Genomic DNA, 12,652 nt, shown 5'->3' with positions numbered 1-12,652 from the left:
GGCTCGCCGATCGGCCGGCTCGTGGGCGAGCATGGCCGGCATGACTGTTGCCGATCTCCGGCCCCTCCGCCGCCGGCTCGCCCGGGCCGGCGTGCTCGCCGGCCTGCTGGTCACCCTCCTCGGCCTGCTGCTCGGTCCGGCCACCCCGGCGAGCGCGCACGCGGTGCTGGTGAGCAGCAGCCCGGCCGCCTCGGCCGTGGTGCCGAGCGCGCCCGGCGAGGTGGTGCTGACGTTCAGCGAGCCGGTGCGGAAGGTGCCCGGGAAGATCCGGGTGATCGCACCGGACGGCGCCCGGGCCGACCGGGGGGAGCCGTCCTTCTCGGGGACGGTGGTGACCGTGCCGGTGGACCCGTCCGCGGGGCGCGGGACGTACCTGATCAGCTACCGGGTGATCTCGGCCGACAGCCACCCGGTCTCGGGCGCGTTCACGTACTCGGTGGGCGCGCCGTCGACGCCGCCGACGGACACGGGCACCGACAACCGGGCCGACCCGGTGGTGGCGAACGGCGTCAAGGTCGCCAAGTACCTCGGGTACGCGGGCCTGCCGCTGCTCGTCGGCCCGGCGCTGGTGCTCGGCGCGCTCTGGCCGCGCCGGCTGTCCCGGCGGGGCCCGGCCCGGCTGGCGTGGGCGGGGCTGGGCCTGCTGGCGTTCGCCACGGTCGCCGAGCTGTGGCTGCAGGTGCCGTACACGGCCGGGGGCGGGCTCCTCGACGTCGACGGGACGGGCCTGGGAACGGTGCTGGGCAGCACGTACGGGACGGCGCACCTGGTCCGGCTGGGCCTGCTGGCGGCGGCGGCGTTCCTGCTGCGGCCGCTGTTCGCCGGCCCGGTGGGCCGTACCGACGCGGTGATCCTGGCGATCCTCGGCGGCGCGGCGCTGTTCACCTGGCCGCTGGCCGGGCACCCGGCCGCATCGCCCGCCCCGGCGGTGTCGGTGGTGGCCGACGCGGTGCACCTGGGCGCCATGGCGGTCTGGCTGGGCGGCCTGGTGATGCTCGGGGGTTTCCTGCTGCGCCGCGCCGACGAGCGGGAGCTGACGGCGATCCTGCCGGTCTGGTCCCGGTGGGCGGCCCTGGCCGTGGCGGCGCTGCTGCTGGCCGGCACGGTGCAGGCGCTGATCGAGGTGGCCACCCCGGCCGCGCTGGTCGACACCACGTACGGCCGGCTGGTGCTCGCCAAGATCGGGCTGTTCGTGCTGGTGATGGCGGTCGCGGCGTACTCCCGGGCGCTGACGCGGCGGGCGGACACGGCGCGGCGGCCCCGGGCCGTGCGCCGGGCGGTGTGGGTGGAGGTGGCGATCACCGCCGTGGTGCTCGGCGTCACGGCGACCCTGGTGCAGACCACCCCGGCGCGCACCGCCGCCTCCGACGTGGCCGGCCCGGCCGCCGGGTACTTCACGGCCACCCTGTCCAGCCCGCTGTACTCCCTGCAGGTGGAGCTGGACCCGGCCCAGCGGGGCAACAACTCGCTGCACCTGTACGCGTACACCAAGGACAACCGGCCGCAGCCGGTGGTGGAGTGGAAGGCCACCGCCGCGCTGCCGTCGGCCGGGATCGAGCCGATCGAGATCCCGCTGCTGCCGCTGACCGACAACCACGCGTACGGGGACGTCAACCTGCCCGCCGCGGGGGACTGGCAGCTCCGCTTCACGGTCCGGACCTCGGACATCGACCAGGCCACGGTGAGCGCCACCGTGCCCATCCGTTAGAGAGGCAGTCGCACATGCTCCGTTCCCGTCGTCCCGCCGCCGCCGCGCTCGCCCTGGGGGCCGTCGCCGCCGTGGTGCTCGGCATCGCCGCGCCCGCGTCGGCGCACGTATCGGTGAATCCGAAGGAGGCGACCCAGGGCGGCTACGCCCGGTTGGCGTTCCGGGTGCCGAACGAGAGCGACTCCGCGTCCACGACGAAGGTGGAGGTGGTGCTGCCGGAGAACGCGCCGGTGGGCTCGGTGTCCACGATGCCGGTGCCCGGCTGGACGGTGACGGTGGAGCGGCGCAAGGTGGACCCGCCGGTGGAGGTGCACGGCAGCCAGGTCGCAGAGGCTGTGTCGAAGCTCACCTGGACGGCGACCGGGGATGCGGCGATCAGGCCGGGCCAGTTCCAGGAGTTCCCGGTCTCGATGGGGCCGCTGCCGCAGGTCGACACGATGGTGTTCAAGGCGCTCCAGACGTACTCCGACGGCACGGTGGTGCGCTGGATCGAGGAGCCGACGCCGGGCGCGGAGGAGCCGGAGAAGCCCGCCCCGGTGCTCACGCTGACCGCGGCCGCGCCGTCGGCGGGGGCGTCCGCGCCGGCCGCCGCGCCGGTCGCCGCCACGTCCGATGACGACGGTGCCGACTCGGACGGTGGCGCGGGCGCGCCGCTGGGCGTGGCGGGCCTGGTCGCCGGCCTGGCCGGCCTGGTCCTCGGCGGCCTCGCGTTCGCCCGCACCCGCCGCACCCCGACCCCGGCGTCCTGACCCGCGTCCGGATCGGCCCGCCGGCATCGCCGGCGGGCCGATCCGTTTCCGGGGACCGATATAGTCCGTTGCTGGTGTTATCGGACGATTGCTGGTTTTGCGCCGGTAAGGTCGGCCGGGTACCCGGCCACGGAAGGGAACGACACGGATGCGGTTCGCTCGCGCGCTCGCCGGCATGCTCCTGTTGACCATCGGTATCCCGGCGTCGCTGGCCGGTGGCGCGCTCGGAGTCGCCGCCGGCCACGGTGGTAGCGGCGTCACCGCCCGGCTCGGCGCCCTGGACCTGCGGGTACGTCCGGACGCCGACTGGCTGCCGGTGGCCGCCTGGGCCCTGGCCGGCCTGGGCGTGCTGCTGGTGGTCGCCGCCGTGCTGCTCCTGCTGCGTCCGGTGCGTCCCCGTGAGGTGGTCTTCGTGGTCGAGCCCGACCAGGTGCCGGTGCTCGCCGGCCGGCTCGGGGTGGTCTCGCTCAGCGGGCTCGGTGCCGGGGTGGAGCCCGCGTCGGCGCCCGCCCCCGAACGGCAGCTCGCGGCGGTGGGCGCCCCGGCGGCCCGGCCCCGGCCGGCCCTCGGGTCGGCGCCGTCGCGCCGCCCGGCCACCCTCGCCGACCTGGCCGCCGCCCCCGCGCGGACCCCGCCGGCCTGGCCGCCGCTGGCGCCGGAGCGGACCGCCCCGCCGGTGCGCATCGAGACCCGGCGCATCCGCCCGGCCGCGCCCGGCGTCCGCGCCCGCCAGCGCTCCTGACCCGACCGGGTGAGGGCGCCCCGAGGACGGGCGGGCGCCCCGAGGCGGGTGAGGGTGCCCCGAGACGGCGAGCGGCCCTCCGCGCTGCCGACGCGGAGGGCCGCCTCACCGGGGGATCGGTGCCACGGGAGATGCCCGATATACGGGACAGATTAGCCGGAAACGGTGCTACTCGACAGGTCTGTCCAGTTGGTGCGATTTTTGCGCCGCTCGGACGGGGTGCGGGGAGCGCCGGGGAGAGCGGCGGCGCGGCGGGGCGACCGGCAGGGCCACCAGGAGCACCAGGCTCAGCAGCACGTAGGTGTTGCGGACCAGGAACTCCCCGGGCGAGTCGGTGTGCACCGGGGCCACGCCCCAGTCCTGGAACGACACGACCCCGTAGATGATCAGCGCGCTGGTGAGGACGGCGAGCCCGGTCAGCCGGCGGCGCCGGCCCCCGCCCGAAGCGGTCGGGTCCGCGTCGAGCGCCGCGTCGGCGAGCGCCACCACCGCCGGGACGAACCAGTAGATGTGGTGGGTCCAGGTGATCGGGCTGACCAACCCGCCGACCAGCCCGGTCAGGGTCAGGCCGGTGAGCGCGTCACCGGAGCGGGCGGCGCGGGCGGCCCGCCACAGCCCGTACCCCGCCACCACGGCGACCAGCGCGAGCCAGAGCGCCCGGTCCGGCTCGGCGGGCGCGGTGAACCGGCTCAGCAGCCCGAACAGGGACTGGTTACCGGTGTAGTCGGTGCGTCCCACCCGGTCGGTGGCCCACAGCTCGTGGGTCCAGAACCGCCACGAGTCGGCGGGCGCCACGGCCGCGGCGAGCAGGGTCGCCGCGGCGGCGGTCGCCGAGGCCACCCCCGCCTCCCGCCACCGCCGGGTCGCCAACAGGTAGACGACGAAGATGCCGGGGTAGAGCTTCAGCGCGGTGGCCAGCCCGACCCCCACCCCGGCCCAGCGTCGCCCCCGGGGTACGGCGAAGAGCAGGTCGGCCAGGATCAGCACGACCAGCAGCATGTTGATCTGGCCGAAGGTGATCGTCTCCCGGGTGCTCTCCACGGCGAGGACCAGCAGCACCGCGACGGTGAGGGTGAACAGCCGGGGCAGGCGGTGCCGGGCGACGACCGGCTCGACCAGCCACCGGGTGGTCGCCACCAGCCCCACCACGGTCAGTACGGTGAAGACGGCGATCGTGACGCCCAGCGGCAGCAGCGCGAACGGGGCGAGCAGCAGGGCGCTCAACGGGGGGTACGTGAAGTAGAGCTCTCCCTGCACGCGGTCCGGCTGCACGTAGTCGTAGAGCGGGTGACCGGCTGCCCACCAGTCCATCGCCCGCATGTAGATCTTCAGGTCGAAGAAGTCGTGCACCAGCCCCGGCAGGTAGAGCGCGGGCAGCACGGCCGCCAGCGCCAGCACCGTGACCAGCCGGCGGAGCCTCCGGCCGCCCGCCTCGTCGGCGGCGACGGAAGGTGGCGCGATCGGTTCAGCTGGCACGGGAGAAACCCTAACGGTCCGCCCCGCCGACGGCGCCGAGGCACGTGGCGTGGGCTGCGCGTAGTCTGTGGCGGTGGCTGACCTTCTCGTCTGGATCGACTGTGAGATGACCGGGTTGGACCTCCGCAGGGACGCCCTGATCGAGGTCGCCGCGCTCGTCACCGACCCCGACCTCAACGTGCTCGGCGACGGAGTGGACGTGGTGATCCGCGCCGACGAGGCGGCGCTGGAAGGGATGCCGGAGATCGTCCGCACCATGCACGCCAAGTCCGGGCTGACCGAGGAGGTCCGGCGCTCGACGGTCACCCTGGCCGAGGCCGAGGACATGGTGCTGGACTACGTCACCACGTACGTCAGGGACCCGCGGACCGCGCCCCTGTGCGGCAACTCGATCGCCACCGACCGGGGCTTCATCACCCGGGACATGCCGCGCCTCGACGGGCACCTGCACTACCGGATGATCGACGTCTCCTCGATCAAGGAGCTCTGCCGCCGCTGGTACCCCCGGGTGTACTTCGGACAGCCGCAGAAGGGGCTGGCCCACCGGGCGCTGGCCGACATCCGGGAGAGCATCCGGGAGTTGGAGTACTACCGGCGGGCGATCTTCGTCCCGCTGCCCGGCCCGGACATCGACGCCGCCAAGGCGATCGCCGCCCAGCTCTGACCCCGGCCCCGCCGGGGAGGCCGGTGGTGGTCGACCCGCCGGGTCAGCGGGCGTTGAGACCGGGCTGGATGGAGGCGCCGGCCGGCTGCCGGTCCAGCTCCGCCCAGGACAGCGCCGGCTCCGTCGCCCGCGCGGCGCGGGCCTCCCGGTACGGCGGCTGCGCGGGGAAGCGCGGGACGGCCCGCCATCGCTGGGCCTCCTGCTGGTGCCGGTCGTCGGGCAGATTCGGCATGACCCTACCGTCCCAAAAGAAGTTGTACATGTATGGAAATAGATATGACGCAGCGTCGATGCGTCAGGTTCCCGCCGCCGGCAGCCGGACGACGGACCGGCAGCCATCGGTGATGGTCTTCGGTGCGGGCGCTGGTCGCCCGGGCCGCCCGGCGGGTGCTGGACGAGGGCGCCGTGCCGACGTACCGGCACGACCCGGCCAACGTGGCGTCGGCGCGGGTCGCGGAGGCGGCCGGCTTCCCCGACCGGGGCTGGCGGTCGTACCTGGTCTACCCGGCGTGAGCGGGGCGGACGGCGGCGGAGCGCGAACCGTGGACCCCGGGCCGGATCCACGGTCCGCAGCCTTCCCCAGGCCCGCCGTGCGGCGGCCGGCCGCTCACGTCGGTCGCCGTTCCCGCCCATGACGCTACGTATTCATGGTGGGGCGGGCAAGACGTGGACGGCCGGCCGGCGGTGTCGAAAAGTGGACTTGACCTGCGGCGGAGCGGGACCGGGCGGTCCGGCGGGGCGGTGACCCGGCGTGCGCTCGTCCCCGAACCCGAGCGCACACCGGGGGGTCAGCCGGCGAGCCCGAGCGCCTCCGCGGCGGCCCGCCCGTTGGCGTGGCTGGCCCCGTACGTGGTGACGAAGGCCCGGGCGCGGGTGGGCCGCCACGCACCCGGCCACCCCATCTCGACCACCGTCACCGGGTGCGCGGCGGCCAGCGCCTCGATCAGCTCGGCGCCGCCGGGCAGCCGGTGCAGGTGCCGGCCGACCAGCACGATCGGCCGGGACCCGGCGAGCCGGCGCAGGGCCGCCGGGTCGGTCTCGGCGGCCACCACCCGGATCTCCTCCAGCCCGGCCAGGTGCGGGCCGAGGCCCCACGGCACGCGGCCCTCGGCGATCGTGGACGTGGCGTGCAACTGCACCACGAGCGGCCGGTCCAGCCCGGCGACGTCGCCCTCGACGCGTACGGCGCGGCGGGCGGCCGCGTACCCGAGGTCGGTGGTGGCGGGGGGCGGCGTGCCGGTGGCCCGGGTCCAGGCGGCGAGCGCCGCGGCCCGGCCGGCGGCCTCCTCCACCCGGGCCCGGTCCAGTCGGCCGTCGCCGAGCGCGCCGACGATCTCGGCGGCGACCCGCTCGACCAGTTCGGCGTCGACCTGCGCGCCGATGCAGAGCAGGTCCGCGCCGGCGGCCAGCGCACGGACCGCGGCCGGGCCGACGCCGCCGGCGGCCAGCGCCGCGCCCTTCATCTCCAGCGCGTCGGTGATGATCGTGCCCGTGAAGCCGTACTCGCGGCGCAGCAGGTCGACCAGGACCGCGCGGCTGAAGGTGGCCGGACCGTCGCCGGTCAGCGCCGGCACCCGGATGTGCGCCGTCATGATCGAGCGCACCCCGGCGGCGATCACGGCGGCGAACGGGGGCAGGTCGCGCTCGCGCAGCACCGTGGGCGGCACGTCGACGGTGGGCAGCCCGTAGTGGGAGTCGGCGACCGTCGCGCCGTGGCCCGGGAAGTGCTTGGCGCAGGCGGCCACCCCGACCGACTGGAGGCCCGCGACGGCGGCGGCGGAGTGGGCGGCCACCCGCTCCGGGTCGGCGCCGAACGAGCGGGTGCCGATCACCGGGTTCTCGTCGGCGGTGTTCACGTCGGCGGTCGGCGCGAGGTCGACGGTGATCCCCAGGACGGCCAGCTCGGCCCCGATCGCCGTGTAGACCCGCTCGGTCAGGGCCAGGTCGTCGACCGCGCCGAGCGCCGCGTTGCCCGGGTACGGGCTGCCGGCGGCGTGGGCGAGCCGGGTGACGTCGCCGCCCTCCTCGTCGATCGCGATCAGCACGTCGGCCCGGGCCGCGCGCAGCGCGGCGGTGCTCGCCGCCACCTGGGCCGGGTCGTGCACGTTCGTGCCGAACAGGGTGTGCCCGGCCAGGCCCTCGCCCACCAGGTCGACGGCCCAGTCGGGCGGGACCGGCCCCGGGTACGCGGCCAGCAGGGTGCCCAGCGCGAGCCGGCGCAGGCCTGGATCGAGCGCCACGAGATCTCCCATCCTCGTGCCCCGCGGGGCACGAACGTCGTACCGGTGGGACGCCGGTCCGTGCCCGGTCGTCCGACCACCCCGCTTCCGGGCTGCCGTTACGCTTGCGGGCACCCGTCCGCAGGTCGGTGTGGGTCAGGAAAGCTTTCGGAAGACAGAGGACCTGGCATGAGTGCGACCCGGCTGCCCGGCACCCCCCGCCTGTTGCGGGCGCTCAACGACCGCGCGGCGCTGGAGCTGCTGCTGGAGCAGGGGCCGCTCACCCGGGCCCGGCTCGGCGAGCTGACCGGGCTGTCCAAGGTCACCGCCTCCCAGCTGGTGGAGCGGCTGGAGGAGCGCGGCCTGGTCGCCCGGGTCGGCGAGCAGGCCGGCGGGCGGGGCCCGAACGCCCAGCTCTACGCCGTCCGGCCAAGCAGCGCGTACGTGGTCGGGGTCGACGTGGACGCGGAGCGGGTGGTGGCGGCCTGCGCCGACATCACGGGCGAGATGGTCGGCCGGGTCGAGCAGTCCACCCGGGACACCGACGACCCCGTCGGCGTCGTGCACAACGCCGTGGTCCAGGCCGCGAGCAGCGCGGGCGTGGAGCTGTCCGGCGTGCGCCGGGTGGTGCTGGGCACGCCCGGCCTGGTGGATCCGGGCACCGGGGACATCACCTTCGCGTTCAACCTGCCGCGCTGGCACCGGGGCCTGCTCGCCGCGCTGCGCGAGGACCTGGACACCCCGGTGGTCTTCGCCAACGACGTGAACCTGGCCGCCGTCGCCGAGGCGCAGTCCGGCGCGGCCCGGGAGATGAGCGACTTCGTGCTGGTCTGGGTGGGCGCGGGCGTCGGCCTGGCGATCGTGCTGGGTGGCCGGCTGCACCACGGCAGCAGCGGCGCGGCGGGCGAGATCGGGTACCTCCCGGTGCCCGGCGTGCCGATCCCCCGGGACGTCTCGCGCCGCGCCAAGCCGGCCTTCCAGCAGTTGGTCGGCGGGCAGGCGGTGCTCGCCGTGGCCCGGGAGCACGGCTTCGCCGCCGCCACGGCCGCCGACGCGGTACGCGACGCGATCGCCGCCGGCACCGCGGGCGGCCCGATGCTCGACGAGTTGGCCCGCCGGCTGGCCCTCGGCGTGGCGAGCACGTGCGTGGTGCTCGACCCGCCGCTGGTGGTGCTGGCCGGCGAGGTGGGGCAGGCCGGCGGCGCGGCGCTGGCCGAGCGGGTGCAGCACGAGGTGGCCGCGATCACGCTGGTCCGCCCGCGGGTGGTGCCGACCGGGCTCACCGAGGAGCCGATCCTGCGCGGCGCGCTGCGCACCGCCCTCGACGCGGTGCGGGACGAGGTGTTCGGCAGCACCGTGGGCTGACGGCCCACCCGATCCGCTTCCCTCCGCCATGTGAAGGAATTCTTCACCAGTGCCCGGGATGCTGCAAGGAGTTGCCGCATCCCGGGCGCGGCGGTTCAGATCAGGTCGCGGCGGCGGAACGCGGCGAACGCGGCCAGCGTCAACGTGCCGGCCAGCGCCAGCAGTACGGCCAGGCCGTGGCCCCAGCCGAGCTGGTAGCTGCTGCCGCAGAAGCCGGCGCTGTCCTGGCAGGTGCTGGCCTCGATGATCTGGACCTCCCCGGTCAGCCAGGCGTCCAGGTAGGTGGAGAGCATCCAGTTCGCCGAGCGGGGCGCGTTGATCACCTCCATCACCACCCGCAGGCCCAGCTCCCACACCACCGCGTACGCGGTCACCGCGCCCAGCGCCGCCGCCGTGCGGCGGCCCAGCGTGGCGATGGCGAAGCCGACCGCCGCCGCCAGCAGGACCAGCACCAGCCCGCGGAGCCAGATCAGCCCCAGCGACGGCCAGAAGTCCCCGCCCGTCGCCCCGGGCAGGCCGGCGAGCTGCCCGATCAGCCAGAACGCCCCCAGGTACGCGGCCGTCGCCAGCACGGTCAGCAGCGCCAGGGCGCCGAGCAGCGTGCCCAGCTTCGCGCCGAGCACGGCGAGCCGCCGGGGCCGCCAGATCAGCAGGCTGACCACCCCGCCGCTGGCGATGTCCGCCCCGATGTACGACGCGCCGACCAGGAAGCCGAAGAGCACCAGGAACGCGACCAGGAAGTACAGCAGCGGCCGGGCCTCGTTGGCGAAGGTGAACACCCCCGCGAGGTGGTCCGTGGCCACCGGCAGCCGATCCCGGCGGGCCGGGTCGAACGCCGAGCAGTCGTCCGGGTAGGACTCGGCCTCCTCGGGCGGCAGGCTGCCCTGGACGGCGGCCACGCACCTGCGGTACTCGTCCTCCAGGGCCTGCCGCTGCTCGGCCGCCGCCCGCTCGGCGGCGACCACCTCGTCCGGCGCCGGCTGGTGCGAGCTGACCAGCGTCGTCATCGCGGTCACGGCGGACGCCAGCACCAGCAGCACCAGCATGAGCTGGACGAAGCGGCGCGCGCCCAGGCGCTCCAGCTCGGCACGTACCAGCTTCACGCCCCCGCCTCCCGGTTCGCGTCGACGGTCACGTCGAGGTCGACGATCCGGCCCCCGTCGGGGCCGGGCAGGCCCGCGTCGCCCGCCTGCCGGGGCAGCCCCGGGCGGTCGGCGTCGCCGGTCAGCTCCAGGAACACGCTCTCCAGGTCGGGGCGCAGCGGGACCAGCTCACGGACCCACAGGCCCTGCTCGCCGAGCAGGCGGCTGATCTCACCGCCGTCCGGCTCGCCGCCGACGACCAGGTGCCCGGCGCGCTCGTCGACGGCCAGCCCGGCCTGGCGCAGCAGGGCCGCCGCCCGGTCCGGCTCCGGCACCCCGACCCGCCACTCGTGCTGGTCGTGGCCGGCCAGCACCTGCTCCACCGGGCCCGCCGCCACGCGCCGGCCCGCGGAGATGATCGTGACGTGGTCGCAGATCAACTGGATCTCGCCGAGGATGTGGCTGGAGAGCAGCACCGTGATCCCGGCGGCGGCCAGGTCCCGCATCAGGTCCCGCATCTCCCGGATGCCGGCCGGGTCGAGCCCGTTGGCCGGCTCGTCGAGGATCAGCAGCTCGGGCTCCTTGAGCAGGGCCGAGGCCACCGCCAGCCGCTGCCGCATGCCGAGCGAGTAGCCCTTGACCTGGTCCTGGCCCCGGCCGCGCAGCCCCACCTGCTCCAGCACCTCGTCCACCCGGCGCGTCGGCACCCCGCCGGCCAGGGCGAGCAGCCGCAGTGTCCGGTGCCCGCTGAAGTTGCCGAAGAACTGCGGGGTCTCCACGATCGCGCCGACCCGGCCCGCCACCCGCGCCTGGTGCCGGGGAACGTCCTCCCCGAACAGCCGCATCCGGCCGCCGTCCGCGCGGACCAGCCCGAGCAGCGCACGCAGCGTGGTGGTCTTGCCCGAACCGTTCGGGCCGAGGAAACCGTGGATCTCACCCCGCCCGACCAGCAGGTCGAAGCCGTCGACGGCGACGTGGTAGCTCCGGTACGGGCCGTGGAACGTCTTGCGCAGCCCCTCGATCTCGATGACCGCGCTCACCCGAGACGCCCCCGGTTGCGGTGCGGCATGTGTCCTCCCCCGTACGGTGACCAACGACACGGCGCTCCACCCTATGGGCTGGACACCGCCCATGGGGGACGGCGCAGCGGTGCGTGGTTGGATGGGCAGGTGATTGGTGACGATCTGGTGGTCAGCCTGGACGGCGTCGGCGTACGCCGGTCCGGCACCGCGCTGCTGCACGACGTGGACTGGCGGGTCGAGCTGGACGAGCGCTGGGTCGTGCTGGGTCCGAACGGCGCCGGCAAGACCACCCTGCTCAACCTGGCCTCCGGCCGGCTGCACCCGACCACCGGTGTCGCGCACGTGCTCGGCGAGCGGATCGGCCGTACCGACGTCAACGAGCTGCGCACGCGCATCGGCCTGTCCACCGCCACGCTCGCCGAGCGCCTGCCCGCCGAGGAGCGGGTCAGCGACGTCGTCGTCACGGCCGCCTGGTCGGTCGTCGGGCGTTGGCGGGAGAGCTACGACCGCACCGACGAGGCCCGCGCCCGCGCCCTGCTCGGCCAGCTCGGCATCGGCCACCTCGCCGACCGGGCGTACGGCACGCTCTCCGAGGGGGAGCGCAAGCGCGTCCAGATCGCCCGGGCGCTGATGACCGACCCCGAGCTGCTGCTGCTGGACGAGCCGGCGGCCGGGCTCGACCTGGGCGGGCGGGAGGACCTGGTGGCCCGGCTGGCCGAGCTGGCATACGACCCGGACGCGCCCGCCCTGGTCCTGGTCACCCACCACGTCGAGGAGATCCCGCCGGGCTTCACCCACGCGCTGCTGCTGCGCGAGGGCGGAGTGGTGGCCCAGGGGCTGCTCGGCGACACCCTCACCGCCGACAACCTCTCCAAGACCTTCGGCCTGCCGCTGACCGTCGAGCGTTCCGGCGACCGCTGGACCGCCCGCGCCGCCTGAGGAGGGCGGGGAGGGGCGCCGGGATCACCGGTACTCGCCGTGCTGCTCCACCGCGCGCTGCACCGCCCGGTAGATCTGCCCGAACCGCAGGGCGTCCGGGGTGCGCAGCAGCATCTCCTCCCGGCCGTGGTGCTGCACCCACAGCTCGTGCACCCGGCTGCCCCGCTCGTACGACCGGTCGAGCCAGCCCAGCGGCACCTCCAGGAACGGGACCAGGGCCAGCGCGCCGACGGCGCACGCGGCCAGCACGAGCAGGGCCAGGGCCCAGTTGCCCCGGTCCTGCGCCGACCAGGCGAGCGACACCACGCAGACCAGGGCCACCAGCGGGGGCAGCGACAGCAGCAGCACCAGCACGCCCCGGCCCAGCACCCGGCCCCGTACGGCCAGGGTGGTGCGGCCGCGCGCGTGCCAGACGTACGTGACGTCCGCGATCCGGACGGCATGGCCGCCCGCCTGGATCGACTCGGAGGTCACCTGCACCGCGTCGTCCCGGTAATAGAGGGCCATCACTAAGCCTAACCGGCCGCGCCCCCGTTGCGCGCTCGCCGACCGCCCGGCCCCAGGTAGTCGCAGCGGGGCGCTGTGGAGCTGCCCCGTCTGTGCGCCCAGATGCCCAGCGCTGAAGCCTGATCCGGCTTTCGCCCGGCGCACCGGCGGGCGGCTGCCGATGCCGGCGGTGGATTCCA

Annotated in this window: 12 protein-coding genes and 1 pseudogene; 7 read left to right on the top strand and 6 right to left on the bottom strand. The window is 75.4% G+C overall.

The window, feature by feature from the left end; translation table 11 throughout:
- Positions 1-31 precede the first annotated feature (31 nt).
- The 3 genes from ACGFIZ_RS18390 (at position 32) to ACGFIZ_RS18380 (ending at position 3,199) form a co-directional block, all read left to right on the top strand.
- Positions 32-1,708: a copper resistance CopC/CopD family protein gene (locus ACGFIZ_RS18390; protein ID WP_393420676.1), complete on the top strand. Its 1,677-nt coding sequence runs from the start codon at positions 32-34 to the stop codon at positions 1,706-1,708.
- A 14-nt stretch (positions 1,709-1,722) separates the two neighbouring features.
- Positions 1,723-2,457, top strand: coding sequence for a YcnI family protein (locus ACGFIZ_RS18385; RefSeq protein ID WP_393420674.1), 735 nt, complete (start codon positions 1,723-1,725; stop codon positions 2,455-2,457).
- A gap of 148 nt (positions 2,458-2,605) precedes the next feature.
- A complete protein-coding gene (locus ACGFIZ_RS18380; protein ID WP_393420672.1) occupies positions 2,606-3,199 on the top strand; it encodes a hypothetical protein in 594 nt (197 codons plus the stop codon).
- A 168-nt stretch (positions 3,200-3,367) separates the two neighbouring features.
- Here the strand turns inward: ACGFIZ_RS18380 and ACGFIZ_RS18375 are convergent, their stop codons facing one another.
- The gene (locus ACGFIZ_RS18375; RefSeq protein WP_393420670.1) at positions 3,368-4,675 is read right to left on the bottom strand and encodes a glycosyltransferase family 87 protein; all 1,308 of its coding nucleotides are present in this window, start codon (positions 4,673-4,675) and stop codon (positions 3,368-3,370) included.
- Positions 4,676-4,742: 67 nt separating this feature from the next.
- Here ACGFIZ_RS18375 and orn point away from each other — a divergent pair, with 67 nt between their 5' ends.
- A complete protein-coding gene (gene orn, locus ACGFIZ_RS18370; protein WP_393420668.1) occupies positions 4,743-5,339 on the top strand; it encodes an oligoribonuclease in 597 nt (198 codons plus the stop codon).
- Between the two features lie 43 nt (positions 5,340-5,382).
- Here the strand turns inward: orn and ACGFIZ_RS18365 are convergent, their stop codons facing one another.
- The gene (locus ACGFIZ_RS18365; protein ID WP_393420666.1) at positions 5,383-5,571 is read right to left on the bottom strand and encodes a DNA repair protein; all 189 of its coding nucleotides are present in this window, start codon (positions 5,569-5,571) and stop codon (positions 5,383-5,385) included.
- 96 nt (positions 5,572-5,667) lie between these two features.
- On the opposite strand from ACGFIZ_RS18365, the pseudogene ACGFIZ_RS18360 reads away from it, so the two are divergent.
- A pseudogene (locus tag ACGFIZ_RS18360) lies at positions 5,668-5,852 on the top strand (GNAT family N-acetyltransferase); the annotation flags it as partial.
- Positions 5,853-6,127: 275 nt separating this feature from the next.
- Here the strand turns inward: ACGFIZ_RS18360 and ACGFIZ_RS18355 are convergent.
- The gene (locus ACGFIZ_RS18355) at positions 6,128-7,579 is read right to left on the bottom strand and encodes a glycoside hydrolase family 3 N-terminal domain-containing protein (protein ID WP_393420664.1); all 1,452 of its coding nucleotides are present in this window, start codon (positions 7,577-7,579) and stop codon (positions 6,128-6,130) included.
- 168 nt (positions 7,580-7,747) lie between these two features.
- Between ACGFIZ_RS18355 and ACGFIZ_RS18350 the strand changes: the two genes are divergently transcribed.
- Positions 7,748-8,923, top strand: a complete 1,176-nt coding sequence (locus ACGFIZ_RS18350) for an ROK family protein (protein WP_393420662.1) — start codon at positions 7,748-7,750, stop codon at positions 8,921-8,923.
- Positions 8,924-9,018: 95 nt separating this feature from the next.
- Here the strand turns inward: ACGFIZ_RS18350 and ACGFIZ_RS18345 are convergent, their stop codons facing one another.
- Both ACGFIZ_RS18345 and ACGFIZ_RS18340 read right to left on the bottom strand, forming a co-directional pair.
- Positions 9,019-10,026: an ABC transporter permease gene (locus tag ACGFIZ_RS18345; RefSeq protein WP_393420660.1), complete on the bottom strand. Its 1,008-nt coding sequence runs from the start codon at positions 10,024-10,026 to the stop codon at positions 9,019-9,021.
- Positions 10,023-11,045: an ABC transporter ATP-binding protein gene (locus ACGFIZ_RS18340; protein ID WP_393420658.1), complete on the bottom strand. Its 1,023-nt coding sequence runs from the start codon at positions 11,043-11,045 to the stop codon at positions 10,023-10,025. The genes ACGFIZ_RS18345 and ACGFIZ_RS18340 overlap by 4 nt, the downstream gene beginning before the upstream one ends.
- 117 nt (positions 11,046-11,162) lie before the next feature.
- On the opposite strand from ACGFIZ_RS18340, the gene ACGFIZ_RS18335 reads away from it, so the two are divergent.
- Positions 11,163-11,966: an ABC transporter ATP-binding protein gene (locus tag ACGFIZ_RS18335; protein ID WP_393420656.1), complete on the top strand. Its 804-nt coding sequence runs from the start codon at positions 11,163-11,165 to the stop codon at positions 11,964-11,966.
- Positions 11,967-11,990: 24 nt separating this feature from the next.
- Here the strand turns inward: ACGFIZ_RS18335 and ACGFIZ_RS18330 are convergent, their stop codons facing one another.
- Positions 11,991-12,473, bottom strand: coding sequence for a DUF6232 family protein (locus tag ACGFIZ_RS18330; protein WP_393420654.1), 483 nt, complete (start codon positions 12,471-12,473; stop codon positions 11,991-11,993).
- Between the last annotated feature and the right edge of the window lie 179 nt (positions 12,474-12,652).

It is taken from the genome of Micromonospora sp. NPDC048830 (assembly GCF_043198215.1).
Taxonomy (GTDB): Bacteria; Actinomycetota; Actinomycetes; order Mycobacteriales; family Micromonosporaceae; genus Micromonospora.
This window is presented reverse-complemented; position numbering and strand designations above follow the sequence as displayed.

What these genes read in the sequence shown, in the direction of transcription:
- ACGFIZ_RS18385 (WP_393420674.1), top strand. Translation starts at nt 1,723, where the DNA reads ATGCTCCGTTCCCGTCGTCCCGCCGCCGCCGCGCTCGCCCTGGGGGCC.
- ACGFIZ_RS18330 (WP_393420654.1), bottom strand. Translation starts at nt 12,473, where the DNA reads ATGGCCCTCTATTACCGGGACGACGCGGTGCAGGTGACCTCCGAGTCG.
- ACGFIZ_RS18365 (WP_393420666.1), bottom strand. Translation starts at nt 5,571, where the DNA reads ATGCCGAATCTGCCCGACGACCGGCACCAGCAGGAGGCCCAGCGATGG.
- ACGFIZ_RS18380 (WP_393420672.1), top strand. Translation starts at nt 2,606, where the DNA reads ATGCGGTTCGCTCGCGCGCTCGCCGGCATGCTCCTGTTGACCATCGGT.
- ACGFIZ_RS18390 (WP_393420676.1), top strand. Translation starts at nt 32, where the DNA reads ATGGCCGGCATGACTGTTGCCGATCTCCGGCCCCTCCGCCGCCGGCTC.
- ACGFIZ_RS18350 (WP_393420662.1), top strand. Translation starts at nt 7,748, where the DNA reads ATGAGTGCGACCCGGCTGCCCGGCACCCCCCGCCTGTTGCGGGCGCTC.